A 25,199-nucleotide genomic window follows, 5' to 3' on the forward strand; every position below is an offset into this window, starting at 1 on the left:
AATCAATGACAACGCTCTGAATCCTGCATCTTGAAGTCACTTGGGTATATCATCGAATGTGCCATTCCAGAATAAAATTCTATTCATAGTGGAGAGTTCTAGTTTCAAATGTTGTGAATGCTCCGTCATGAATGTTTAGACTGATATTTAACAAAATATTAGATATGTATGTTGTTTTTTCGTTTTTGTTGAAGCTATCAACGTCAAATTCTGGTAATTGCAGAATATTTGCGTATCCTAGAATGTAAATTAAATGTTAACTAAAACAAACTAGATGTGCCTCATTAAAGGAGCCAATGATGTTACATTCACGTGAGAACACCCTACATTTAACTCAGCTCAGCATGGCCGCGATTGAGCAACTTTCTCCTTCCTTTGAAGGACTACCTCGGACAGAACATGCCGATGGTCAGTATCGTTTACGCCGCTACTCCGTCGTGGGGTTTGAAAATGGTCAAGTGATTGATTTAAACAAGAACAGCTTTGTTCAGTCATCGGATATCAACCGCTTTCAAGGTGATGTCGTTCGTCAATTTGAGCCGATTGAGAAAGGTATTCTTTCAAGTGACGGCTTCCGTGAAATGTGCGCGTTGTTTGTTAATGCTAATCACCTACCAGAAGGTCAGGAAATCGAAATTCACCAGATTCGAATCACAGCGATTTATGATGAAACTCAAGTTGCTCCCGAAGGCGTGCACCAAGATGGCTTTGACCATATCGCGCTTGTCGGCGTGGGACGTCACAACATCATGGGCGGGGACATCATGCTTTACAGCAGCCACAATCAAGCGCCTTTCTTCCGTAAAGTGCTGGAGAATGGGGAAGTTGCAATGCTGGCAGACAGCAAACTGTGGCACAACGCCGTTCCAATTCGCTCAGTGATTAATGATCAAGAAGGTCACATGGATGTATTTGTACTGACAGCGACGGACAAACGAAATGAACTTCAATCTTAATCAAATTCGAGAGCAGTTTCCGGCATTGGCGCAATACCATAACGACCGTCCAGTAACGTTTTTTGATGGTCCTGGCGGTTCACAGGTACCGCAGTCGGTGTTAGACAGTATGGTGAGTTACCTTGGGCATTTTAACTCTAATCTCGGTGGGCACTATTTCTCGAGTCAAGCGACGGTTGACGTTATGCAATCCGCTCGTGAGTCTGCGCAAGCACTGCTCAATGCACCTTCATCCGGTAATATCGTTTTTGGTGCCAATATGACGTCACTGACTTTCCAATTAAGTCGTGCGATCAGTCGCGACTGGAAAGAGGGAGATGAAATCATTGTCTCGGCATTAGATCACTACTCCAATGTATCGAGCTGGCAGCAAGCCGCAGAAGACAAAGGCGTCATTGTTCACCAAGTGAGAATCAACGAACATGACTGTACGTTAGATCTAGAACATCTGCAAAGTCTGCTGAGCGAAAAAACTCGCTTAGTCGCTGTGACTTACGCATCGAATACCACCGGCTCAATTGTCGACATTCATCAAGTGGTAGAACTGGCGCATCGCATTGGTGCTCAGGTTTATGTGGATGCTGTTCATTATGCGCCGCACCACTTAGTCGATGTGCAAGCAGTAGGGTGTGATTTCTTGGCGTGTTCAGCATATAAGTTTTTTGGACCACATGTCGGTATTGCTTACATTGCTGACCAATGGTTGCACAGTATCAAACCGTATAAAGTGGAACCCGCAACGAATATTGGACCAGGGCGCTTCGAAACAGGAACGCAGAGTTTTGAAGGTTTAGCAGGCGTGACTGCTGCTATCGAATACTTAGCGCAATTTGGTGATGAAGGTGCATCACTTCGTCAGCGTTTAGAGCAGAGCTATGCGTTATATAATCAGCATGAACAGCAATTAAGTGCGCATTTCTTACAGCGTCTGGGTGCGCTTGATGGGGTGAATCTGTTTGGTATTAACGATGAAAGTAGCCAACTGAGGACACCCACGTTTGCTCTTACGTTTGATAAATACGCTCCAGAGTTCATTGCTAAAACGTTGGGGGAACACAATATCTGCGTTTGGAACGGGCACTTCTACGCACTCGGGTTGGTTCGCCAATTGGGGCTCGAAGAATCTGGTGGCGTGGTGCGAATTGGTTGTATGCACTACAACACCACAGCTGAGATCGATATGTTATTTGATGTGTTAGAGAGCATACTGGACGCGTAAGAATCGAAAACTCAAAGAACAAAAAGCTCGGGCACTTGGCTCGAGCTTTTTCGTTTCTCTAAATTCAATTAATCGAGGCTTATTCGCTCACTTCAATCTCATACGAAGTAAATTTACGTACGTTAATCACTCCAGTATCAAAGATTAGGTATTGACCTTTAATGCCTTGCAGTGTGCCAGTGACGACAGGGTTCTTATCAAAGTTGTGTGAGGTGATTTTTGTTGGATGTTGCTGAACTGGGTAGCTCAGGAAAGTGATGTTCTCACTTAATACTTCAATAGCATCATCACCGTATTGTTGCTTAATCTCAGCAATTTTATCTTCCACCAATGGCAGCAGCTCAGCGAAACGCTCTTGTAGCTCAATTGGTTCTCCATCACCTTTTAATAGAGTACGCCAATTCGTCTTATCGGCAATGTGTTTCGCTAACTCTACTTCAATCAGACCAGAGATATGGCGGGTTTTCACCTTGAAGATCGGTAGGCCTTGCGTCGCACCCTGATCGATCCAGCGGGTTGGGATTTGAGTATGACGTGTGATACCAACTTTCAAGCTTGACGTATTCGACAGGTAAACGAAGTGGTCTACCATGCAATTCTCTTCCCCCCATTGAGGTTCACGGCAGGTACCTTGCTCGTAGTGACAAGTTTCTGGCTTCATGATGCACATGTCGCAACTCGCTAACTTTTTCATACAAACGAAACAGTGGCCTTGAGAATAGCTTTTTTTAGTTTTCTTACCGCAAGAGCAGCAGTAAATGTTGCCAGTGTGAGTCAAGGTAAGTGTTTGACCAAGAAACGGACTTAGATCCACTTCTTCATCACCGACAGGTAAACGGTAACTTACGGCACCGTCTAGAGAAGCACGCATCTTACTTAGCGTACCAGTAGCAATTATTGACATGACATTACTCATTATTGTGTTTTTGCACAGTATATACCGAACCGGGCTCGATAGGCAGGAAGAGGGAGCGAAGTTGCGGGATTTGAGTGTTCTTTGTTGGTTTTTTAATCGATGTACTCTATTAAGGTTTGAAGTGCTTCGCACAAGCACTTAAATGAAAATACACAGGCTACTTTGGAGCAAGATCATGTTGTATAACCATATGTAATGTATCAATAGTGAGAATTTGAGTTAAAAATCACTTTTTGGCTTGATAAATAACTTTATTTGAAAAGTGAAATAACATTCAGTACATTGGTCGATATAAACAGAATGATACTCAGTAACTAGGTTGGTCGTGATGAAATGGATACATAGATTAATTTTTGCATTATCGATATGCACCATCAGTTTGGTGGCGTTATATAGCTTGCTTGGTGATACCCGCAAACTTGAAGTTACACCAGATAAGTTCAATATCCATGTAACCAATGACGCTATTGCGGGCGGTCTGAGTGAGTCAGATATTGCCTATCAAAACCACAGTTTGACTTTAAATTGTGATCTCAAAGAGAGTAAGTACGCATGGCCATACTGTGGAATTTCCGTGTACACCGATGTAAAAGAAGCAACCAAGGGGTTGGATCTTTCTAGTTACCACACGGTCCGTTTGAAGATCCGTTACGAGGCTGCAGGTGATGGGCAAAGCCCAAGCAAAAATCTACGTTTGTATTTAAGAAACTTTAACTCTGCCTACTCAATACCAACGGATGAATACACCATTAAATACAATGGTATGCAGTTTTCTCCTTCCGATTTCAGTGAGATTATTGAGATTCCAATTAAGAACCTTCAAGTCATGACATGGTGGTTGAATGACAATGATGTTGCTATTGAGCACTCTGCTCCGGAGTTTTCTAACATTACACGCATTGATTTAGCGACAGGTGCAGGTGCGGCGCTTGGTAAACATAAGATCGTGATCGACAAAATTGAGTTTGAAGGTGCGTACGTCCAGCAATCAACGCTGTTGTTTGTTTTATTGTTCTCCTGGATGGCATTAGGTTTGGCATTTTCACTGCACGAGATGCGAAAGAACAAAATGGCTTACAACAAAGCGAAAAAACGTCATCGTCATCTAGAGAAAGTTAACAACACGTTACGTGCGCAAAATTATGAATTCGCTGAACTGGCGCACCGTGATGCATTGACTGGAGCGATGAACCGTCATGCGGTACAAAGTTGGCTAGAACAGCAAGCTCGACAGGTTCGATGGGGGCACGACTCATTTTCCATTTTGTATATGGACTTAGATAAATTCAAACGTGTGAACGACAAGTACGGTCACCAGATGGGTGATGATATTCTGCGTGAGTTCGTCATGGTAATCTCAAGTTCGATTCAACCCGAAGATCGCCTGGTTCGATGGGGTGGGGAAGAGTTTGTGGTTTTTTGCCCAGACACCAATGTGGAACAAGCGGTGAAAAAAGCAGAACTCATAAGACAGAATGTTGAAAGTCACTTGTGGGTTCATGGTGAACCTTTGACGTGCAGTATCGGTGTCGCTCAGATGCAAAATGAACGAGTCTCTGAGACGATGGCTCGTGCAGACGAAGTGCTCTACTTAGCTAAGCGCAATGGTCGCAACCGAATCGAAGTGAATTACGGCATGCAAATGAAGTCAGATGTGGCGTCTTAAATCCAGCCTTAGACAGAGAAATACAGAGAAGAAAAAAGGTGGCCGACCGACCACCAAAAGGGAAACTGCTGAACATGACTATGGGGTAGTAGCTAGGTATTCATATGATTACCGAGAACAGCAGCTGTAGTGCTAGACTTTGACGACAGAGAGCTGCGCATGATGTAGCTCTCTGCGTTTTTCCAGAACCTCGTTGTTACCAGAACAACCAAGCGAACAGCGTTAGTGCACCAATACATGCGATGTTCAGAACCATACCAATTCGCATCATTTCTTTCTGTTTAATATGACCCGTCGCAAAAACAATAGCATTTGGTGGTGTTGCTACTGGAAGCATGAAGGCACAAGACGCAGCAACAGCGATTAGCGCAGATAGAATCACTGGCGATAGACCAAGAGCCTCAGCAATGGTTGCAAATACGGGCACCAACAGTGCAGCACTCGCCGTGTTACTTGCAAACTCAGTTAAGAAAACGACGAATGCGACAACGGCTAAGATAGTCAGTAGCACGCCTGCTTGCTCTAGGAACCCAGCTAGACCATTTGCTAGGAATACGCTTGTTCCTGTCGCTTTAAGCACATTGCTCAGACAGATACCACCGCCGAACAAGATCAGTACGCCCCAATCGGTGGTTTTCTCAATATCTTTCCATTCCACTGCTCGTGACGCACCAAGCAAAAGAATTGCACCGATTGCCACTAAGGTATCGAATTTAGCAAAGCCACCTAGCATCGCGTTGATTGGTTTGCTGAAAATCCACAAAGTAACCGTCAATAGGAAGATTGCTAGCGTGATCATTTTGCCGTTTGTCCACTCAACAGGCTGGTGGTCAAGTTCGAACTTGTGGCTCAAATCAGGCTTAGTCATGGTGTAAAGGACCAAGATAGCGATAGGCATGAGAATCAATGAAATTGGTAAACCTAGTTCCATCCACTCTGTAAAACTCAAACCGACTTCTGCCGCTGCGATAGCGTTCGGTGGGCTACCAACTAGCGTTGCAATGCCACCAATAGAGGCGCTGTAAGCAATGCCCAGTAGAACGAACAAGTAGGTACTGTGACTTTTCTTCGCATCCAGTTTGCTCATTACACCTAGAACCAATGGCAACATCATGGCTGTGGTTGCAGTGTTTGAAATCCACATTGAAAGACCCGCGCTAACACCAAACAACATGAACACAGCAACTGACATCTTACCGCGTGCGATGAGCAACACTTTATCGGCGATGGCTTGATCGAGCTTTTGTTTATGAAGTGCAGCGGCAAGAGCAAATCCACCCAAGAACAAGAAGATGATCGAGTTAGAGAAGTTGTTCAGTGCGGCTTGCGTATTAAAGACCCCCAAAAATACCGCGAGTAGCGGGATCAAAAGAGCCGTGATGCTCACATGGATTGCTTCCGTTAACCAAAGTACAGCTACGAAAATCAAAATACACAAGCCAGTTACGACTTGAGGATCAAAGGGTAGGGTGTTGAACAATATAGCGAATAGCAGGACATTAGACGTTAATATCATGCTGTTGCGAGTGAAGAACCAGTTCTTCAATGTCACAGCGAGTGCGGTCATGGTTGTGCTCCTTTTGCATTGCCTTAGTGTTGGTTTTTTATGGCAAAGTAACTGACTTGTAGTTATTTATTGATTAAATGTTACTGCGAATGCGAAAGGTAATTTTGTCTGAATCGACGGTCGAGCAAGAAAGTGTGAGGTTGGGAATTAGAAATGGGTAGAAAGCTACCCATTTACTTTTAATGAATTGTTATCGGTGTGTAATGCATGGCTGAGTGGTTGAAATAAACGACATCTCATAAGGTTTACTGCACAGGGATATTACGTTCGTTATCGATGGTTTCTGGTACCTCTTCCACGGCAACGATTGGCTCTTGAGGACCAAGAAAGCGCGGTTGAGTATGCATTACGTACAGATCTAAGAATGCTTTTACACGAGCCATAAGTTCACGAGTGCGCATGTTGAGTTTTTGCTTGCTTGCCGTTGGACCTGCTACTGCCAAACATTGTGCGTCGATATTGTATGCATCGGCAATGAAAAGAGCACGCTCACAGTGGAACCGCTGTGTGACAATTAGGAAGCGCTCAGAGGCAAAAATCTTCTTTGCTCGAACAATCGAATCCAAAGTACGAAATCCTGCGTAATCGAGATGGATGACCTCCTCCGGCACACCGGCTTTCAGTAAGTCTCGTTTCATCGTCCAAGGTTCATTGTAAGAGCGGTGAGCGTTATCCCCACTCAACAAAAATTGCTTCACTTTGCCTTGTTTGTACAACTCAATAGCAGCATTGATTCGGTGTGTGTAATAGGTGTTGAGCACCTTACCAATGTATTTACTGGTACCAAGAACAACGGCGACTTCATGCTCGGGTACTTGCTCGTAGTCGGTAAAAATTTGTTCTTGTGCTTGTAGCACAACCCAACGGTCTATGGCGATAACGGTGACGAGGAGACCGATTAAAGAGATCGACAAAACCAAAGCCAGACGCTTCCATGAGAATTTAAGCTTCCACTTTGACTTTATGCGGGAAAACAGCAAAACGTTCGATGTCCTTATTTCAATGTGTATCCCTCATCATATCTGATAGAAATGAAAAGAGAGAAGCCCATTTATGCCAAAATACGGTTAGGATGAGAAAAAAAAGCATAAAAAACAAAAGCCCCCGCAATGCGAGGGCTAATTATTATACAAAGCGTAGCAAAATTTAGAATGCTGTGCGTTTGTAACGGCGATAAACAGGCTGCCAGAACGCTTGGTCAATGGCGTCGTTTAACGCTTCATCGGTGATTTCTAGCGCAACGCCTTGCTCAATTGCTTTCTTCGCAACAGCGAATGCAATCTTCTTCGATACCAAATGAATTTCTTCTAGTGGTGGAAGTAGGGCACCGTTGCCGTTGATAGCTAATGGCGAACATGTTGCCAACGCTCGGCTTGATTCCATCAGCATTTCATCGGTTACACGCTTCGCATTCACCGCCAGAACACCAAGGCCAATACCTGGGAAAATGTAGCTGTTGTTACATTGTGCGATAGGGTAAGAACGACCTTCATGAACCACTGGCTCGAATGGGCTACCTGTTGCAACCAATGCTTCGCCGTTTGTCCAACGAATGATGTCGTTTGGCGTTGCTTCTACACGGCTAGTTGGGTTCGACAATGGGAACACGATCGGACGCTTACAGTGTTTGTGCATCTCTTTGATTACTTCTTCACTGAACAGACCCGGAGCACCCGATACACCGATCAGCACTGTTGGTTTCGCGTTGTGCATCACATCAAGAAGTGAGAAGCCATTTCCTTCATTTTCCCACTCTTTTGTGTTGTCGAACTTCTGAACCAAGCGTTGCTGGAAATCAAGAAGGTTAGGCATACCCTCTTGCAATAGACCCCAACGGTCAACCATGTAAACTTGTGAACGCGCTTTCTTATCAGAAATCCCTTCCGACACCATTTGTGCGATGATCGCTTCGGCGATACCACAACCTGCTGAACCTGCACCCAAGAAAGTAATACGTTGATCTGAAAGCTTAGTGCCTGCCGCTTTACATGCTGCTAGTAGAGAGCCTACCGTTACCGCAGCTGTACCTTGAATGTCATCGTTGAAACAACAGATGCGATCTTTGTAGCGCTCTAGAAGCGGCATTGCGTTTTTCTGTGCAAAGTCTTCGAACTGGATTAGCGCATCAGGCCAACGACGTTGTACTGCTTGGATAAACTCTTCAACAAACGCATCGTAATCTGGACCCGTGATACGAGGATGACGCCAGCCCATGTACATTGGGTCTGCTAGACGTTGCGGGTTGTTAGTACCTACATCCAGTACGATTGGTAGCGTGTACGCAGGGCTGATACCACCACACGCCGTGTATAAAGAAAGTTTACCGATTGGAATGCCCATGCCGCCGATACCTTGGTCACCCAAGCCCAAGATTCGTTCGCCATCAGTCACTACGATAACTTTAACGTTGTGGTTGGCTGCGTTGTTTAGCAGATCATCGATACGATCGCGGTTCGGGTATGAGATAAATAGACCACGACCACGACGGTAGATATTTGAGAAGTTCTCACACGCTGCACCAACAGTTGGTGTGTAGATGATAGGCATCATCTCTGAAATGTGGTTTTGAACTAGTCGGTAGTATAGCGTTTCGTTTGTATCTTGGATGTTGCGCAGGTAAATGTGCTTATCCATGTCGCTTTCAAAGCTTTTGTACTGTTGGTACGCACGCTCTACCTGTTCTTGGATCGTTTCAGTTGTCTCTGGTAGAAGACCTTCCAAGTTAAATGAACTACGTTCTTCTGCAGAGAACGCACTGCCCTTGTTCAATAGAGGAGTCGCTAAAAGAGCCGGACCCGCATATGGGATATAGAGTGGGCGCTTGTCGTTGTTCATTGGGTGCCTTAAATGTAGGGTTGAAGGATGCGTGCAAAATTCTAACGGGTTCACTATTTAGTTGTAAACATTCGTTGATGTACATCAACGTAATGTCGCAAAAAAATTCAGTTCCCGACGAAAATATCGTCACTGGAAAGAAAACATAACCATGAAATCGATTCCTAAAGCAGGAATTTCTCACTCAGGTATAATGCCCCGCAATCCATTATCACGTTCTTATTTGTTATGTCTCAATTGCCTATCGATAGCTTACAAGCTGAATTTGACCAACTCGTGAATCACCACCATTTGGTGGTAGAAGCCGAAACGGGCTCTGGTAAATCTACGCGTTTACCGCTTTGGTCTGCTAATCATGGTCGAGTATTGGTCATTGAGCCGCGTCGAATCGCATGTACGTCATTGGCAGAATTTCTTGCTGATCAATCTGGTCAACCGTTAGGGAAGCAGATTGGTTACGCGATTAAGCTTCACGCTCACTATGATGAAAACACCAAAGTCGTGTTTGTGACGCCTGGTGTTGCACTACGTTGGTTCGCAGAAGACAAGCTTGCTAGCTTCGATATCGTGATGGTGGACGAATTTCATGAGCGTCGCTGGGACATTGATCTCCTTACGGCGATTTTAAAGCAAGAAAAGCAACACCGCTTGATCGTGACGTCAGCAACCTTAGAAGGTGAAAAACTGGCGAACTATTTGGATGCCAAACGGCTGCGATCGGAAGGTCGTTGTTTTCCTGTTACCGTTACCCATCGTTCACTGGATAGCCGTTACTTGCCGAACAAAAAAGGTTGCGAGAATGATGTCGTTCGAACAGTGAAGGAGGCGCTGGAAGACGAAGAGGGCGATATTCTCGTTTTCTTACCGGGTCGCAAAGAAATTACTCAATGCGCACAAATGCTGCAAAACATCAATGACGTAATGATTGTGAAGCTGCATGCTTCGGTGAGTGATGAAGAGCGACACCATGCGTTAACGGTACAAAATCAACGCAAAGTGGTTTTAGCGACCAACGTGGCGGAAACCTCGCTGACCATTCCCAATATCCGCGTGGTGATCGACAGTGGTTTGGAACGCAGAACGGTGCAACGAAACGGACGCACAGCTCTGACATTAACTCATATCTCCAAAGCCAGTGCCGCTCAGCGAATGGGGCGTGCTGGTCGTGTTGCAGAAGGGGCGTGTATTCGTCTGTTTGGTGAACATGCGCCATTAGAATTGGTTACCCCACCCGAATTACATCGTGAAGAACTTGTGGAGCCTATGCTTGCGGCTGCTTGTTGCGGCTATAGACTTTCCGAACTTCAATTTCTTGATGCGTTACCTGAAAAATCGCTGCTCTCCGCGAGCCAAACCTTGCGAGGTATGGAAGCGATAGACCAACAAGGTGATGTCACCGAGCATGGTAAAAAAGTTTACCCCTTACCTATTGACGCATTGTTTGCTGATTTAGTCACTCGTATGCAAACCAAATCAGAAAAAGAAGCGATGATCGACTTAGCTGCCGCACTCTCTGTTCCAGCTCAGTTGCATCAATTGCAAGGCGGTGAGTCTGCCGAAGCCCTAGCGCAAGAAGAACCATTTGGTTGTGATGCATCGCTGATGATTCGCTTGGTGAGAGGAGAGCAACTTCCCGGCGTTAATGTTGATGTGAGCGTACTTGAAGAAGCACAAGGCTTGGCGAAACAGATGCGAGAAGTGTTTGAATTGCCAGAACTTGACGTAGCATCGCGATACAAACGTGATGAACTGACTAAAGCAATCGCCAAGTTGCATCCTGAACTGGTCTTTGTTCGTCGAGAACGACGCCGTGACGCTTTGGGCAATGGCTTGATGGAAATGGTGGTCGGTCGCAATAGCCGCTTCTCTGATAAAAGTGAGGCAGCATTGGTGCTCGATAGCCATAGTGTTCCCGGAAGAGGCGTAAAGCAGACGCTTAACCTTGCATCTGTGATGTTACCTGTTTCCTTGGCGCTGCTACGTGAATTAGAACTTGGCGAATGGCAGCAAGGCGAAACCAATTATGAAGAAGAAGTCCCGCGCGCGACCATGCATTTGATCTATGCAGGGCGAACCATTTGTACTGAATACCAAGCACTTCAAGGAGAAGTGGCGGTTCAGTCTATTGTTGAGATGATTGATGAACAAGCGCTATTGCCGGGATTTGCGCCACTAAGAAAGCAACAAATTCAGCATTGGAAGATCTATAACGCTCTCGGGTTAAACCAAACTCCTGTTGATAAAAGCATGCTTGATGATTTGTCTTTTTCTACTTGGCTGGTCGAACAGCTGGAAACGCTTGGTGTCGAAAGTGTAGAAGACATCGAACTGTTTGACGCGGATGATATCCCTTTCGAAGGTATTCCAGATTGGGAATATCAAGATTTTGCAGAACAGTTTCCACTTAAGCTGGTGTTAGCTGAACTAAAACTCGACGTAGAGTACTTTGTGTCACGTAAATTGGTTCATGTCATCTACACAGAAGGTAACCGGAAAGGTGACCCAAAACGCTGGGAGTTGCCACGATGGTCAGGCTGGAAAGTGCAATATAAGAAAGCCAGCCGAGTGCTCGATGTAAAATAACCTAAACCGGAACAGTAAAGGCGGAATCGAACTAAGCGACACCTCGTACTTTAATGACATCTTAGGTCTGTATGTGCAGGGGTATCACGACTACTGAGAAACCTTGATAGATTATGATTAATCACAAACGCAAGTAGGACTTGATATTTGTCTTTTGAACTTATAATCGTCATCCACTGGCATGCCTTGGCATACCGTAGTTTTAGTTCGTCGTTTAAAATATTAATCAATTGAATGCTTATATATGGCGAAGCTGTACTCCATTTGTTACAAAGCTGGTTTTAATATTTCCTTTTGAGGTTAAATTAGGGCATAAAAGACCATTGTTTTATATCCTATTGCTATATCAAAGTAATTGAACGATATTTTGTATATCTCATTTCAGAGTGTCGAGGCATAGGATGGAGCAACAAGGAAAGACATGCATTGAATTCGACTACACAAGCTTCCTAGGGGCAACGGGAAGTAAGAAGTGGACCTTCTTGGAGGCATTCGCCACCATCGCTCCCATTTTTGGCTTGATGTGGAAACAGAACATCGCGGAGTTGAGCTTACCAGAGGATCGCCTTTGGGATGCTGCCTTAAAATCGATGTCTTCACGTCAGAGTGATGAATCCAATCTAGTGATGTTGGTGAAGCTAGCAAAACATGAAGGGATCCATGAATTACGTGTGGTTATGCCTTATTCGTTAGACTCAAAGCAGATTGAGTACATTGAATCTCGAAGCAAACTAAAAGTAGAAACTGCCGAGCAAGATGTGCTGAATTTGAGGCTCTAACACCCAAGGAACGATCCCCAAACACAAAAGCGACCTGTCAAAAGGTCGCTTTTTTTGTTTTACCTATCAGATTTATAAATACCTTCATGATTTGTTGGAAGTGTGATGAATATAGAGTATTTACACTTAAATTAACAAAAATGTAACATCAAGAAATGCAATTGTCATAACTACCTTCTAACTTAATGTTTTTTAGAGTAATTAGCCAAAGAAGCATAATGCGTCTATTGGCTGGTTAAATCGTGCAGGAACGAGCGCGTTAATAAAACACAATAACAAAGGAAGTTACTATGTCATTGTCTCGTCGAGATTTCATAAAAGCCGTCTCTTCAGGAGCCGTTGCAACAACACTTACCGCCTGTGGTAGCGATGATAGCGATGCGACTCCCACGGGATCATTCGAATACGGTGTGGCCAGCGGCGACCCGACCCAAACTCAAGTGATTATCTGGACTCGAGTGACCACCGCCGCCAGTTATGTGGATGTAACATGGCAGGTCTCAAGATCAGAAGATTTTTCAACCGTTGAGCAAAGCGGTACTTTCACCACGGACACCAGTCGAGACTTTACGGTTAAGGTGGATGTGCAAAACCTCAACCCGAGTACTCAGTATTACTACCGCTTCATGGTGGGCGAGACCACTAGCATCGTTGGGATGACACAAACTCTACCTGAAGGCAGCGTAGATAAAGCATCCATGGCTGTCGTGTCTTGCGCAAATTATCCCGCGGGTTATTTCAACGTTTATAAGGAGATTCTCAAACAGCATCAAACAGAGTCGTTCGATGTAGTTTTGCACCTTGGTGATTACATCTACGAATATGGCGCTGGTGGTTATGCCAGTGAAGATGCAGCTAGGTTGGGGCGTGAGCCAAGTAAAGGTACCGAATGCATTACTTTAGATGACTATCGAAAGCGCTATGCTCAATACCGTCAAGATCAAGATCTCCAAGCTTTGCATGCTGCATTGCCAATGATTGCGGTTTGGGATGATCATGAGCTTGCAAATGACGCATGGAAAAATGGTGCAGAAAACCATCAAGATAATGAAGGCAGTTTTGTCGACAGACGCGCCGCCGCTGCCGCAGCATGGACTGAGTGGTTGCCTGTTCGCGAGAATACCTTTTCGAATATGTTGATTTATCGTCAGTTCTCGTTTGGTGATTTGATCAACCTAATGATGCTCGATACTCGCTTAGTTGGGCGAGATCAGCCGTTGGACTACTTTTCGCTTAATGCACCGACAATGGATTCGATTGGTGGACTCGTAGCGCAATCACGCAGTGCTGATAGGGAGCTACTTGGTACTGAACAACTGGCTTGGTTAATGAATGCGTTTAATAGCCAAGACGCCAAATGGAATGTTCTTGGGCAGCAAGTTCTTATGTCGCGTATGGAGCTTCCGAGCTCGGTTATGTTAGCAATGTTTCAGTTATTCAATGCCACAGATGAGCAGAAAATGGATGCTCTTCTCGCGGTGAACAGTGCGATTTCAAATTACCTCGCTGATCCAAGCTCAGATACGATTAAGCTGCCATATAACCTCGATGCTTGGGATGGGTACTATGTTGAGCGAGAGCGAGTGTATGAGATTGCAAAAGCGAGTGAAGGTCATTTTGTTTGCTTAGCTGGTGATACGCACAATGCATGGACCAGTGAGTTAAAGGATGTATCTAATAACCCTGTTGGTGTCGAGTTTGCGACAAGTTCGGTTAGCTCTCCGGGTTTAGAAGAATATTTAGCGTTAGAGCCCGTTGCCATCGCACAAATGGAGTACACATTGCCGCATTTGGTTTCTGAGTTGCAATGGACAGACATTAAACAGCGTGGCTTTATGCGTGTAACCTTTACACCGGAAAAAGCGCAATCTACTTGGTACATGCTTTCTAGTGTTAAAGATAAAAACTACCAAGTGACCACAAAGATGGCATCAACAACAGATGGTGTCACGCTCGCTCTTGAATAGGGTTTCAACTCATTCTCCTTGAACGAATTCCTTAAACGTTAACCTTAAGCCAGCAAGGTCGTTGCTGGCTTGATTACATATGACGTCCTCACTCCCAATGAACAATCACTTTCCTCGAATGTGTCGCAAATTCCAAATGCTGGGTGCAATGAGACGTAAAGGTGCGTTAGGTTGCATCTAGCTTAAAGTTTAAACTTTTTGGATGAGACTCAAGGATGAAGACATTGAAAAATAGCGTCTGGTTAGGATGTGTCGGTTGGTTTTACAGTTTATTGGTAGGAGCAAGTCCGCTTGAAAATCACAGTAACGAGCAGTTGTTGACGAACTTTGCTCTTGCTTCGTGCATCGCCACGTTTTATCCAAAAACAGAAGTGGCAAAAGACGCGAGAGTGGCAATGCAGGGGTACGTAGAGTTTTCAGATCTATCGATAGAAGTGTTTGCAGGTATTCATGAACTCATTGACCGTAAGGCGGTAGAACAGTATCAAGCGAAAAGAGGAGGGACGGTAGAGCTCGCTTATTGCATCGACTTCTCACACTCAGAACAAGTCCAGCGACTCACGACTTATGATTAAATCTCGGAAAGAAAAACGGCCCTTAGGGGAGTAGGGCCGTCACAGAACAAAAAGCAAATTAACGCTCAGGAGTCGTTAACAGTCTAATCGCGCTGTCTACTGCGTTGTCTATTCCTTCACGGCTTTCCAGTTTCCCTGAACTCGCTGGACCAAGAGCGCATGCATACAATGCAAGTTGCTTATCAAATGGCAGATCGAGTTGCTCATACAAGTTTTGGCGGATCTTTGCGTGGTGTTCAGGTTCTTGGTTAGCAAGGTTGACAAGCGTGTCAAAAATTAGCGTTTTCATATAATTCCTTTTTTATTGCACGGGGTGCATATGGAGTGTATTCGATTACAAGCTAAATTTCAGACGCACCAATCACAGAAAAGCTGCCCAATGAAAATTTTCGAAGCGAAGTAACTATTTATCAGTAGTTATGTATGAGCCAAGATTAAATGTTTATTTAAATCAGCGTGATAGGGGAGGTATGATTCTTATAGATGATATTTAAGTTGGGAACTTCAAGGACTTCAAAGCGTACTTTTATTTGCACTTTAACAAGTTCGATTTTAAAGGATTAAAAAGGGAGCTGACATGGAAAAACACTGCGTTGTATTACGCCTGATTAAAAGCGCCACTATCAAATGGCGCTCCTCTTCATTCACTTTAAAAGTGCCTGTTACTTAAGTGGCTGCCTTTGTAAACGAGCTCGGTTTATTCTTCTCAATCACACTGATTGAAATTGCTAGGAACAAAATATCTTTCACTAGGAAAAAGTTCGCGATTAGAACACCGTCGGAAACTTTCCATGTGTTTGGTGTCGTAACTAAGAAGCTCAGTGTAGCAAGAAAGATGACACTAGCCGCAATACCAGACCAGTAGGCAACGGTTGGTTTTTTCAAACCGATGATCAATCCAAGTGCGACAATGATTTCTGTCAGACCAATGATATTAGAAACTGCTTGAACTGAGATGATGCTGTACAGCCAAGACATTGCTGGGTGATTAAGCACCAAAGGTTCAATTAGCTTGGCTTCTGTAGGGGTGAACTTATAAATACCTAGCCAGATAAGAACCAAGGCAACGCCAAATACGCCTAGGTAGTAGCCAAATTGAGTCGGTTTTTGGGTAACAGATGATGCATGCATAATAACTTCTCCTATAAAAGCATGATTTCAAATGACCGACGGTTGAATTATAAAATTCTTGAATTTATGGTTATATAAAATAACTAATGTCTATATAGGCAAGCTAAGCAAGAAAAGGAAAGGCTTAAATGGAATTTGTTCCCGTCGATTTATCTCGTCATTTGGATTTGTGCATTGCATTTCGACAAGACGCGTATGAGGTGAGTTTTGGTCATCAAAATGGGTTCGATACTCAAGAAATCACCTTGTGGTTCAAGTCGATAGTGGAAGATCCCGAAGCGGGTTTTTTTCATGTGATCAAAGATGACCAAATTATCGGGCAATTAGAGTGTCGGTATCCGGTAGCCGATGAAGAGGGTCATAGATTCGGATACATCAACCTGTTTTATTTGCTGCCGGAGTTTCGTCATCAAGGGCTGGGTAAGCAATTGCAAGATTTCCTATTCAAACGCTTTGTTGAAGAGGGCTGCGTATATGCAAGATTGCGTTATATTCCGGGTAATGATGCGGGAGAACGTTTCTACCTCAAGCATGGTTGGTACCCAGTAGGTGAGCCAGGTGTGCGAGGCCAATTAATGCAGTTCGATTTAATAGAAAAACTATGATTGTTATTCGTGATTTTCGTGAGCAAGATGCACCAATACTCTGGGCACTTTTCTATAACACGGTACGTAATGTTAACCGTCGAGACTACAACGAACAGCAACTGAAAGCGTGGGCGCCAGACGAGTTTGATTCAGAAATCTGGCTGCAGAAAATGATGGACATTCAACCCTTTGTCGCAGAGTTAGATGGGGTCATTGTGGGCTATAGTGATGTTCAATCAAGCGGGCTTGTCGACCACTTTTTCTGTCATCACGCATATCAAGGGCAGGGCGTTGGACGTACACTAATGGCGCATGTATTCAAGCAAGCTAAAGAAAAAGGGCTGACACGGCTCTATTCGGAGGTGAGTATTACCGCTCGTCCTTTCTTTGAGTACATGGGATTCTCTGTGCTTAAGGAACAACAAGTTGAGGTGCGTGGAGCGATACTGACGAACTATGTTATGGAGCGAGCGTATGATTGAAACGCTGTGTGATCGATAAATATATTTCGCTCAATTAGTGAGCTTGAACACAGATACCGCATGTTTTCCGTCGTGAATAAGAGTTCATTGATCTAACACCAGAAACCCTCCTCTAAAGGGCGCGCATAATTTCTTCTCGGAGTGGCGAAAGGAAGCCAATAAAAACAGCTTCTTACGCTTGTTATCTCACGGTAAACCATCTCAGGAAGAGAAGTAGTACTATGCGCCCTTATCTCAAATACATCATCCCAACGGTGATCCCTTTGCTCGTTTTGCTGATGCCATTGTCAGCCTTTCCATTCGAAGGAATCACGATTATTCAGCAACGAGTGATTGCAATCTTCTTGCTCGCAGCGCTTTGCTGGGTATTTGAACCGATTCCAATTTATGCCACGTCGGTGGTGATCATCGTGCTTGAGCTGTTGCTCGTATCCAACAAGAGCATCATTTTCTTTAGGTTTGATGAAGGGCAGCCTCATTTTGGCGAGCTATTGCAATACAACGACATCATGGCGACCTTTGCTAGCCCAATCATTATGCTGTTTTTGGGCGGTTTCTTTCTTGCGATGGCCGCAACTAAATATCGCTTGGATGTGAACTTGGCGCGTGTGCTACTCAAGCCTTTTGGGCAAAATCCTAAATACGTGATGTTAGGTTTAATGCTGATCACGGCGATTTTTTCGATGTTTATGTCGAACACCGCGACAACCGCAATGATGTTGTCGATTCTAACGCCAGTGATTGCGGTGTTTGGCCCCAAAGACCCTGGGCGTATCGCGTTTGCTTTGTGTATTCCTGTTGCTGCAAACATTGGTGGCATCGGCACGCCAATTGGTACGCCTCCAAATGCGATTGCCTTGAAGTATCTCGTTGGTGATAACTTAATTACCTTCGGTGAGTGGATGGTCTTCGGTGTTCCTTTTGTGGTTGTGATGATGGCTCTTGCTTGGTTCTTAATCGGCTTTATGTATAAAGCGGAACAAACCACGATTGACCTCAATATTAAGAGCAAATTCCTAAAAACACCGAAAGCGATGATTGTTTATATCACCTTTGTAGGCACCATTTTACTTTGGTTGATGGGTTCTGCTCATGGCATGAACTCGTACACCGTCGCTTTAATTCCTGTCGCGGTATTCTCGCTAACTGGCATCATCAACAAAGAAGACTTGAAAAAAATCTCTTGGGATGTGCTTTGGCTCGTGTCTGGTGGTATTGCGCTTGGGCTTGCTCTGGATAAAACGGGTCTAGCTAAGCTGGTGGTGCATAGCATTCCGTTTGATGAATTCTCACCTTATGTTGTGTTGTTTGGTGCGGCGTTCTTATGTTTGGTGATGGCGAACTTTATGTCCCACACGGCGACGGCTAACTTGCTGATGCCTATTATGGCTGCGCTTGGTACATCTATGGCGTCCTTGACTCCGTTGGGCGGTGAAGTGACATTAATTCTAGTAGTGACTTTCGCAGCGTCATTAGGAATGTCTCTCCCAATCAGTACACCACCAAACGCATTGGCTCATGCAACTGGGCATGTACAAAGCAATCAAATGGCTCGTGTCGGCGTTGTGCTCGGTGTGGTTGGTGTGTTGTTGAGCTTCTTGATGGTGTGGATTCTTCACACGGTTGGACACATTGGTTAAGCCATGTACGAAAGTAAATTAGATACGCTGGTCGAGCGTTACTTCAATCATATCGAGCGTCGCATTACCGTAGCGGCAGGTTCGGTATTGATTGAACAAGACGGTTACAACGAGCGACTCTATTACGTGTTATCAGGCGAGCTTGCTGGCTACTTTTCCGAAGACGGTAAAAAGCAAACCGAAGTGTTTTCTGCATCGAAAGGGGCATTTATCGGTGTGCACAGTTTCTTTTCAGGAACGTGGACCGCGTCGTCAACGGTGATAGCGCAAACGGATGTTGAGCTAGCGTGGATAGAGCGCAATACTCCGGCTGTGGAAGCGGGCAAATACGGACCATTAACGGCGCAGTTTATGCCTGTCATGGTCAATGAGCTGTCGCGCCGTCAACGTCGAGCGATGCAAGAAGCCTTAGCCAAAGAGAAAGCACTGCAAAAGCTGCACACCGCAGAGCAAATGACGACGTTAGGTCAACTTGCTGCAGGCATTGCGCATGAGCTTAATAATGCCATTGGGGTGGTGAGTAGTAAGTCGGAGCGTTTGGAATCCGTGATCATGGAATTACTTGAAGAAGTTCATCCGGAAGCAAGTCAGTTCTTTGATTTTGGTTTGATGCAAGGGCAAAAAGTTTCTTCCAGTGAGGCAAGAAAGCGGGGACGCCATTTCGAAAAATATTACGGTTTACCCAAAGAATTGGCTCGTGAACTCGCCCGTGCAGTGCCGACTGATTACCTAAATGAACATTGGTTAAAGCGACCAGAAGAAGCCATTCGTTACTGGCAAATGGGGCGTGATTTACACGACTTACGCATTGCCTCCAAGCACACTGTTGGCATCGTGAAATCGGTGAAACAGCTTGGTCGCACGGACATCGATAAAGAAGAAGGGCTTAGAGTCAATGACTCGATAAACCAAGCGCTTGCTTTGTTACAAAGCGATTTACGACGCGTAAGCGTGCGCTTTAGTCCTGTTGACTTGCCTTTGTTTGTTGGTTCCCAAACGGAATTGGTGCAGATCTGGGTCAACATCCTAAAGAACGCATGTGATGCGATGAGAGAGACAGAATCACCTGCGATTGAGATCCAAACTCGTGTGAGTAAAAGCAAGATACTTGTGACCATCGCGAATAATGGTCCAGAGATTGATGAAGCGACACGCAGAAAGATTTTTCGACCAAACTTCACCACGAAAAAAGGTGGGTTGTCGTTTGGCTTAGGGTTGGGGCTGTCGATAGTGAAACGTATTGTGGCTGGCTATAACGGCTCAATTGCGGTGAAAAGCGACAGTGAGAAAACCATATTTAGAATTAAATTACCGGTAGAGGATGAACATGGACAAGCTTAATTTAATTTGCGTTGATGACCAGCGAGAGGTGTTAAGCGCGGTTCTGCAAGACTTACAGTCGTTAAGCCAATGGCTCAACATTGAAGATTGCGAGTCTGCCGATGAAGTTCTTGAGCTGATGGACGAATTGGATGCGGAAGGTGAGATGATCGCTCTCATTATTTCAGATCACGTCATGCCAGGGAAAACAGGTGTAGAACTGTTAACGGAAATTTCCAAAGACAGTCGTTTTATCCATACGCGAAAAGTACTGCTGACAGGACAAGCAACCCATACGGATACGATTAATGCGATTAACTCGGCAGGTATTGACCGTTACTTTGAAAAGCCATGGCAAGCGGAGCAATTGGTCGAATGTGTCAGAAATCTGGTGACTAAATACATCTTTGATATGGGATTAGACTACACCGAATATCATGAGCACTTAGATCAAAATGTTGTGTTTGATCGCTTGAGATAAATCGCAAACAAAATGAAAAGCCTGAGCTGGAGTGCCTCCAGCTCAGGGAAGTTCAATGATGAGGACCGATTCTTAGTGAGCGCCTTTATTGACTTAAGGTATATCGGCTTGCGCTCGCCACTGAAAGCGGTTTCGAGAACCAATAGCCTTGTAGGTAGTCCACGCCCATACTGGTAAAGAAGTCGCGCATTTTTGCGTCTTCAATCCCTTCGATAACCACTTCTATATTTTGTTCGCGACACATAGTGATCAAGAACTTCAGGTACTCATGAGAGGAGCGGTTGGTTAATGTCTTCCAAGCCATCGACTTATCAATCTTAATCTGTGTCATTGGCAGATCGAAGAAGCAGTTTAATGAGCTGTAACCAGCACCGAAGTCATCCAAAGAGAGAGCGAAGCCCAACTCACTCAAGGTGTTCAAAGGAGCAATAGCTGCCTGGTTATTGTCCAATATAAAGGTTTCAGTAAGCTCCAAAACAATTGCTTGTGGCTCGACTCCTACTTCGTCAGCCATTGCTTTAATTTTGTTTGGAAATTCGCTATTGAGAAGCTGTAATACTGATACGTTTACGTTCACCCTTACTTGGTTTTGATAGCGCTCACGATAGCTCTTTATGAACTGACACGCTTTCTCGAATACTTGATAGCCAAGCTCAACGATCAAGCCTTTGTTTTCTGCGACGGGAATGAACTCGTCTGGATAGATCTCACCGAACTCTTTACTGCGCCAACGTACCAAAGACTCGAAACTCACGACTTGCAGATCGGATGCACTGACGATTGGTTGGAATTTTACACTCAGTGTTCGCTCTTCAAGTGCGTTTTTTAAGCCTTGCTCAATAAAGAAATAGCGATCTACCGCATACTGCGTTTTCTGGCTGTATACGGCAATACGATCTTTGTTCTTCTCATTGGCGTATTGGCAAGTGCGTGCGGCTTTACGCAAAATTTCTTCAGCAGAGTGTTCCGGATCGATGGAAGGGTATAAACCGATACTGATGTTACTGCCAAGATATTGCCCTTGTTCGACAACGGCATCGTGATAATTTTGCTTGATGGTCTGTGCGTATTCTTGCAACTGTTCGAGCGGCACGTCGTCAAGTACCAAAATCGCGAAGTCGTCATCGTGAACACGATAAACCGTGCAGTTTGGTGAAGGTAAGTGACTAAGCGTTTGCAATAGCTTTTCTACTAAACCATCAACAAGTTCGCTACCGTATTGGTTTAGGTACGACTTGATCTCTTCGATCTGGATGTAAAAAATCGACGCATGAGCACCGTTGGATTTTACGCATTCACTGATGTTAAGCAGTAAGTGAGCGCGGTTGGCCATACCGGATGCGTTGTCATGGAAAGCGACTTGATGAATGTAACTCTCCATCAACTTACGTTCAGAAATATCGCGATGGCTGCCAACCATATAATGACCCAGTTCGGTTTCTTTGGTCATTGCAACGCCTTCGATCCAAACATATTGTCCGTTGGGTTTACGAAGGCGGTAGGTGGTCGTGACGCGAGTGTTGTCGGTCGTGATGTGTTCATCGACACGTTTAGATAAGCGTTCTCGATCTAACGGGTGCACCAACTCTAACCATCTATCGAGGTTGATACGCCCAGCGTTGATGCCGAACTGCTCATAAAAACGCTGGTTATAAAAAACCATGCTGCCGAACTCATCCATGTAGAAGAGTCCTTCATTAAACACATCGAAGATATGAATGAAGCGTTGTTCAACGCTCTGTAAAAAATCACGATCGTGTTCTGAAATAGTTTGATCAACCTTGTTGGTCAAGATACTTCCCCCATAACCCAAGCCGTCTTGGAGATAAGTATATAAGTCGAGCTACACGCAAATGACATATTTTTGAAGTTTGTCCTTTTACACTGCAAACGAAAGAAGTCGGTCCAGATTGACAGTCTGTTATGTTAATGAGCTTACGGTGTTTATGTGTAAGTAGAATAATTATTAGAGTAATGCGACTAATAATCGGTATTTATAAAACTTAGTCAACAGTAAATACCATTTGTATTGAGAAGTTATTGATTCAGCACCCAAATTATCGAAATTGTCAGCATCTGTGATGAAATCTTGACCTAAGTCCATAAAATAAAAGTGGTTTATTGTGGAGATGTTGTCTCATATATTGACCAAAAGCTCATTAATTCTAAATGATAGTGAATTCTTATAACAGTGAATGGTCAGATCTCTTATAATGCGTTTGCTAAATAATAAGTGTTAACAAGTTGCGCGTATGCAGTACAAACCAGAAGACTCAATAAAAATAGCGATCGCAGACGTCAGTATCGGTATGTTCGTTACTGCGATTGAACAGAACAAACGTGTCAACCTCGCGAATGCTGGTCGTGTCTCTACGGAGCAGGGCATCAAAAAACTGCATGCGAGCGGCGTAAAGTACGTTTGGGTCGATCAGAAACTCTCAGCGCAGCAGTGCGTCTTTAAGCCTGTTGAGGAAGAGCATGACATTACGTTGTCAGCTTCTGAAATCACGACCACCCCTCAAATCCAGCGAGCGTTCCGTTCCCGCGAGGCGCAGCACAAGCGTGCCAAAAAACTGATTGCGGAAGCGAAGTGTTTAGCGCAAAAGCTGCTGAACCAAACCTTTGAAGGAAAAATCATTGAGGTCAACGAGATTGAATCGTGGGCCGATGACATGATTGACAGCGTATTCATCGATTCTGATGCACTCCAATGTGTATCAGCGCTGCGCCAAAAAGACAGTTACCTTTTGGAGCACTCAGTGAATGTCGCCTGTTTGTTGGTTTCTTTCGGTAAGCATTTAGGGCTAGACAAAGAGACGCTGAAACAACTTGCGATCGGCGGCATCATTCATGATGTTGGTAAAATCAAAGTTGATGATGAGATCTTGCATAAACCTGCTCGCTTAACACCGGAAGAATTTGAACACATGAAACTCCACCAAGTGTTCGCAGGTGAGATCATTGTTGGCGTTAAAGGGTTGAGTAGCGTGAGTCGTGATGTGTGCTTGATGCACCACGAGAAACTTGATGGTACTGGTTACCCACTGGGCTTATCGGGTGAGCAAATCCCGATGCATGGGCGCATGAGCTGTATCGTTGATATCTATGATGCATTGACGGCGGATCGCGTCTACAAAAAGGGCATGAGCTCGGCAGAAGCGTTTAAAATCTTATTGAGTTTGACGCCATTCCACCTTGATCCCGACTTGGTGTACAAGTTCATCAACTGCATAGGTGTGTACCCTGTGGGCTCGATAGTACAATTGAGTGATGGCCGAGTTGGCATTGTGTGGACATCCAACGATTCTCAGCCACTTAAACCCATCGTGAAGTGTTTCTACTCACGTAAGTACAAGCGTTACATCGATGTTGCTATGGTAGATTTAAAAAACAGCTCACATTCGGTTGAGAAAGCAGTAGCGCCATCATCGTTAGAAGTGGATCCAAAACCTTTCTACGATTAAGCGCAATTAAGATGGGTTATTCACAATATCTGTCGAGTAACGAATCGCTTTACAGGGTTGCATATTACCAGTATGTTGATTGCATAACTAAACAGCTCAAAGTGGACTAGAAGCGAGGCAAACTGAGTTTTTCTACTTAGCTTGCTTACTCATAGGCTTTACTAAAAGCTAGGTTGGTTTTGAGCCTGTTCAGTTATCGTCGTTCAGCTTTCATAAAAGCTATGTGGTGTCTTTCCGCGTTACGTTTCATGGATAGAAACGTCGAGAAAGGCAAGTAGGCTACACGATCTGTACCCCCATCAACACATTGGAAAGGAGCGCCAATGCAACTCGATACTTGGATCTACTACACCCTTGCGATACTTGTTCTGACTGCCTCTCCTGGTCCTAGCTCGCTGCTTTGTTTGAGTAAGGGCGTCAGTAATGGATTTCGCCATGCCTTTGCGACCGCCCTTGGCAGTCTGACGGCAATTACCATAATTCTTACCTTATCTTTTACTGGGCTTGGCGTCGTTATCGCCTCTTCAGAACTGGTGTTTAACATCATTAAATGGTGTGGTGCTGCGTATCTTATTTGGCTTGGTATTCAAGCATTACGCTCTAAACAAACGGATTTCTCACAAGCGCAACCGGAGCAATCTTCTTCGAATTATTTAAGCGCATTTACCAGTGGTTTTATTGTGGGTTCGAGTAACCCGAAAGCCATTGTGTTCTTTACCGCGCTGTTTCCTCAATTTATTGACCCATCTGCATCGTTATTCACTCAATATATTGTCTTTGCTAGTACCTTTGTGGTGTTTGAACTGAGCTGGCTGACCTTCTATGGTTTGCTGGGAGTGAAAACATCGGATTGGTTATTTGCGAAAGGACGAGCGAAGTTATTCAATCGTTTAACGGGCGGTGTATTCATTAGCGCGGGCGTTATGTTGTCGACTGCGCATCGTAGCTGAATTGATAATTATTTCGCTAAGTTATTAAAACTTAGGCTAAATTAGCAAAATCTTATTTCCAAAATGGAAATCAACTTTTTG

Annotated in this window: 21 protein-coding genes; 14 read left to right on the plus strand and 7 right to left on the minus strand. The window is 44.5% G+C overall.

The genetic code is table 11. From position 1 onward, the window contains the following. Positions 1 to 296: 296 nt before the first annotated feature. Positions 297 to 956, plus strand: a complete 660-nt coding sequence (locus VHA02S_RS19660; RefSeq protein ID WP_005444497.1) for a 2OG-Fe dioxygenase family protein — start codon at positions 297 to 299, stop codon at positions 954 to 956. Then, positions 940 to 2,175 carry a cysteine desulfurase-like protein gene (locus VHA02S_RS19665; RefSeq protein ID WP_038898700.1) on the plus strand — a complete coding sequence of 412 codons (1,236 nt, stop codon included), beginning with the start codon at positions 940 to 942 and terminating at the stop codon, positions 2,173 to 2,175. Before VHA02S_RS19660 ends, VHA02S_RS19665 begins: the two co-directional genes overlap by 17 nt. Before the next feature lie 79 nt (positions 2,176 to 2,254). On the opposite strand, the gene VHA02S_RS19670 is transcribed toward VHA02S_RS19665, so the two are convergent. Beyond that, a complete protein-coding gene (locus VHA02S_RS19670) occupies positions 2,255 to 3,079 on the minus strand; it encodes a DUF2797 domain-containing protein (RefSeq protein ID WP_038898699.1) in 825 nt (274 codons plus the stop codon). 340 nt (positions 3,080 to 3,419) lie between these two features. Between VHA02S_RS19670 and VHA02S_RS19675 the strand changes: the two genes are divergently transcribed. Further along, positions 3,420 to 4,757 (plus strand): GGDEF domain-containing protein, encoded by a 1,338-nt coding sequence (locus tag VHA02S_RS19675; RefSeq protein WP_038898698.1) that lies wholly within the window; start codon positions 3,420 to 3,422, stop codon positions 4,755 to 4,757. 196 nt (positions 4,758 to 4,953) lie between these two features. Here the strand turns inward: VHA02S_RS19675 and VHA02S_RS19680 are convergent, their stop codons facing one another. From VHA02S_RS19680 to VHA02S_RS19690, 3 genes are all read right to left on the minus strand, one after another. Next, positions 4,954 to 6,324 carry an SLC13 family permease gene (locus VHA02S_RS19680; RefSeq protein WP_009698107.1) on the minus strand — a complete coding sequence of 457 codons (1,371 nt, stop codon included), beginning with the start codon at positions 6,322 to 6,324 and terminating at the stop codon, positions 4,954 to 4,956. 245 nt (positions 6,325 to 6,569) lie between these two features. Then, a complete protein-coding gene (locus VHA02S_RS19685) occupies positions 6,570 to 7,304 on the minus strand; it encodes a SanA/YdcF family protein (RefSeq protein ID WP_009700901.1) in 735 nt (244 codons plus the stop codon). 166 nt (positions 7,305 to 7,470) lie between these two features. Continuing rightward, on the minus strand, positions 7,471 to 9,159 hold the full coding sequence (locus VHA02S_RS19690) for an NAD-dependent malic enzyme (RefSeq protein ID WP_005444490.1): 1,689 nt from the start codon (positions 9,157 to 9,159) through the stop codon (positions 7,471 to 7,473). Positions 9,160 to 9,387: 228 nt separating this feature from the next. Between VHA02S_RS19690 and VHA02S_RS19695 the strand changes: the two genes are divergently transcribed. From VHA02S_RS19695 to VHA02S_RS19710, 4 genes are all read left to right on the plus strand, one after another. Then, complete coding sequence (locus VHA02S_RS19695; protein WP_038898697.1) at positions 9,388 to 11,742, plus strand: helicase-related protein; 2,355 nt, start codon at positions 9,388 to 9,390, stop codon at positions 11,740 to 11,742. Positions 11,743 to 12,143: 401 nt separating this feature from the next. Beyond that, positions 12,144 to 12,521 carry a hypothetical protein gene (locus tag VHA02S_RS19700; protein WP_005444488.1) on the plus strand — a complete coding sequence of 126 codons (378 nt, stop codon included), beginning with the start codon at positions 12,144 to 12,146 and terminating at the stop codon, positions 12,519 to 12,521. Positions 12,522 to 12,811: 290 nt separating this feature from the next. Further along, positions 12,812 to 14,488, plus strand: a complete 1,677-nt coding sequence (locus VHA02S_RS19705; RefSeq protein WP_038898696.1) for an alkaline phosphatase D family protein — start codon at positions 12,812 to 12,814, stop codon at positions 14,486 to 14,488. 215 nt (positions 14,489 to 14,703) lie between these two features. Next, positions 14,704 to 15,063, plus strand: coding sequence for a T6SS amidase immunity protein Tai4 family protein (locus VHA02S_RS19710; protein WP_038898695.1), 360 nt, complete (start codon positions 14,704 to 14,706; stop codon positions 15,061 to 15,063). Positions 15,064 to 15,121: 58 nt separating this feature from the next. On the opposite strand, the gene VHA02S_RS19715 is transcribed toward VHA02S_RS19710, so the two are convergent. Together VHA02S_RS19715 and VHA02S_RS19720 are read right to left on the minus strand one after the other, a co-directional pair. After that, positions 15,122 to 15,352 (minus strand): PAS factor family protein, encoded by a 231-nt coding sequence (locus VHA02S_RS19715; protein WP_017819479.1) that lies wholly within the window; start codon positions 15,350 to 15,352, stop codon positions 15,122 to 15,124. A 377-nt stretch (positions 15,353 to 15,729) separates the two neighbouring features. Beyond that, positions 15,730 to 16,194, minus strand: coding sequence for a DUF417 family protein (locus VHA02S_RS19720; RefSeq protein WP_038898694.1), 465 nt, complete (start codon positions 16,192 to 16,194; stop codon positions 15,730 to 15,732). A gap of 128 nt (positions 16,195 to 16,322) precedes the next feature. On the opposite strand from VHA02S_RS19720, the gene VHA02S_RS19725 reads away from it, so the two are divergent. The 5 genes from VHA02S_RS19725 (at position 16,323) to VHA02S_RS19745 (ending at position 20,704) form a co-directional block, all read left to right on the plus strand. Beyond that, entirely contained in the window at positions 16,323 to 16,799 is a 477-nt protein-coding gene (locus VHA02S_RS19725; RefSeq protein WP_009698103.1) for a GNAT family N-acetyltransferase, read from the plus strand. After that, positions 16,796 to 17,263 carry a GNAT family N-acetyltransferase gene (locus VHA02S_RS19730; protein WP_038898693.1) on the plus strand — a complete coding sequence of 156 codons (468 nt, stop codon included), beginning with the start codon at positions 16,796 to 16,798 and terminating at the stop codon, positions 17,261 to 17,263. The genes VHA02S_RS19725 and VHA02S_RS19730 overlap by 4 nt, the downstream gene beginning before the upstream one ends. Before the next feature lie 221 nt (positions 17,264 to 17,484). Next, positions 17,485 to 18,903 carry an SLC13 family permease gene (locus VHA02S_RS19735; protein WP_038898692.1) on the plus strand — a complete coding sequence of 473 codons (1,419 nt, stop codon included), beginning with the start codon at positions 17,485 to 17,487 and terminating at the stop codon, positions 18,901 to 18,903. Between the two features lie 3 nt (positions 18,904 to 18,906). Beyond that, the gene (locus tag VHA02S_RS19740) at positions 18,907 to 20,244 is read left to right on the plus strand and encodes an ATP-binding protein (protein ID WP_038898691.1); all 1,338 of its coding nucleotides are present in this window, start codon (positions 18,907 to 18,909) and stop codon (positions 20,242 to 20,244) included. Beyond that, positions 20,231 to 20,704 (plus strand): response regulator, encoded by a 474-nt coding sequence (locus VHA02S_RS19745; protein WP_005444472.1) that lies wholly within the window; start codon positions 20,231 to 20,233, stop codon positions 20,702 to 20,704. The genes VHA02S_RS19740 and VHA02S_RS19745 overlap by 14 nt, the downstream gene beginning before the upstream one ends. Positions 20,705 to 20,789: 85 nt before the next feature. Here the strand turns inward: VHA02S_RS19745 and VHA02S_RS19750 are convergent, their stop codons facing one another. Beyond that, a complete protein-coding gene (locus VHA02S_RS19750; RefSeq protein ID WP_038898690.1) occupies positions 20,790 to 22,496 on the minus strand; it encodes a putative bifunctional diguanylate cyclase/phosphodiesterase in 1,707 nt (568 codons plus the stop codon). A gap of 460 nt (positions 22,497 to 22,956) precedes the next feature. Between VHA02S_RS19750 and VHA02S_RS19755 the strand changes: the two genes are divergently transcribed. Both VHA02S_RS19755 and VHA02S_RS19760 read left to right on the plus strand, forming a co-directional pair. Further along, the gene (locus tag VHA02S_RS19755) at positions 22,957 to 24,168 is read left to right on the plus strand and encodes a cyclic di-GMP phosphodiesterase (RefSeq protein ID WP_005444470.1); all 1,212 of its coding nucleotides are present in this window, start codon (positions 22,957 to 22,959) and stop codon (positions 24,166 to 24,168) included. A gap of 323 nt (positions 24,169 to 24,491) precedes the next feature. Next, a complete protein-coding gene (locus VHA02S_RS19760; RefSeq protein WP_005444463.1) occupies positions 24,492 to 25,118 on the plus strand; it encodes a LysE family translocator in 627 nt (208 codons plus the stop codon). The last annotated feature ends 81 nt before the right edge of the window (positions 25,119 to 25,199 follow it).

It is taken from the genome of Vibrio harveyi NBRC 15634 = ATCC 14126 = KCTC 12724, assembly GCF_001591145.1.
GTDB classification, from domain to species: domain Bacteria; phylum Pseudomonadota; class Gammaproteobacteria; order Enterobacterales; family Vibrionaceae; genus Vibrio; species Vibrio harveyi.

Excerpts from the sequence above, each read along its gene's own strand:
- VHA02S_RS19660 (WP_005444497.1), top strand. The coding sequence starts at position 297 with ATGATGTTACATTCACGTGAGAACACCCTACATTTAACTCAGCTCAGC.
- VHA02S_RS19665 (WP_038898700.1), top strand. The coding sequence starts at position 940 with ATGAACTTCAATCTTAATCAAATTCGAGAGCAGTTTCCGGCATTGGCG.
- VHA02S_RS19670 (WP_038898699.1), bottom strand. The coding sequence starts at position 3,079 with ATGTCAATAATTGCTACTGGTACGCTAAGTAAGATGCGTGCTTCTCTA.
- VHA02S_RS19675 (WP_038898698.1), top strand. The coding sequence starts at position 3,420 with ATGAAATGGATACATAGATTAATTTTTGCATTATCGATATGCACCATC.
- VHA02S_RS19680 (WP_009698107.1), bottom strand. The coding sequence starts at position 6,324 with ATGACCGCACTCGCTGTGACATTGAAGAACTGGTTCTTCACTCGCAAC.
- VHA02S_RS19690 (WP_005444490.1), bottom strand. The coding sequence starts at position 9,159 with ATGAACAACGACAAGCGCCCACTCTATATCCCATATGCGGGTCCGGCT.
- VHA02S_RS19695 (WP_038898697.1), top strand. The coding sequence starts at position 9,388 with ATGTCTCAATTGCCTATCGATAGCTTACAAGCTGAATTTGACCAACTC.
- VHA02S_RS19700 (WP_005444488.1), top strand. The coding sequence starts at position 12,144 with ATGGAGCAACAAGGAAAGACATGCATTGAATTCGACTACACAAGCTTC.
- VHA02S_RS19705 (WP_038898696.1), top strand. The coding sequence starts at position 12,812 with ATGTCATTGTCTCGTCGAGATTTCATAAAAGCCGTCTCTTCAGGAGCC.
- VHA02S_RS19710 (WP_038898695.1), top strand. The coding sequence starts at position 14,704 with ATGAAGACATTGAAAAATAGCGTCTGGTTAGGATGTGTCGGTTGGTTT.
- VHA02S_RS19715 (WP_017819479.1), bottom strand. The coding sequence starts at position 15,352 with ATGAAAACGCTAATTTTTGACACGCTTGTCAACCTTGCTAACCAAGAA.
- VHA02S_RS19720 (WP_038898694.1), bottom strand. The coding sequence starts at position 16,194 with ATGCATGCATCATCTGTTACCCAAAAACCGACTCAATTTGGCTACTAC.
- VHA02S_RS19725 (WP_009698103.1), top strand. The coding sequence starts at position 16,323 with ATGGAATTTGTTCCCGTCGATTTATCTCGTCATTTGGATTTGTGCATT.
- VHA02S_RS19730 (WP_038898693.1), top strand. The coding sequence starts at position 16,796 with ATGATTGTTATTCGTGATTTTCGTGAGCAAGATGCACCAATACTCTGG.
- VHA02S_RS19735 (WP_038898692.1), top strand. The coding sequence starts at position 17,485 with ATGCGCCCTTATCTCAAATACATCATCCCAACGGTGATCCCTTTGCTC.
- VHA02S_RS19740 (WP_038898691.1), top strand. The coding sequence starts at position 18,907 with ATGTACGAAAGTAAATTAGATACGCTGGTCGAGCGTTACTTCAATCAT.
- VHA02S_RS19745 (WP_005444472.1), top strand. The coding sequence starts at position 20,231 with ATGGACAAGCTTAATTTAATTTGCGTTGATGACCAGCGAGAGGTGTTA.
- VHA02S_RS19755 (WP_005444470.1), top strand. The coding sequence starts at position 22,957 with ATGCAGTACAAACCAGAAGACTCAATAAAAATAGCGATCGCAGACGTC.
- VHA02S_RS19760 (WP_005444463.1), top strand. The coding sequence starts at position 24,492 with ATGCAACTCGATACTTGGATCTACTACACCCTTGCGATACTTGTTCTG.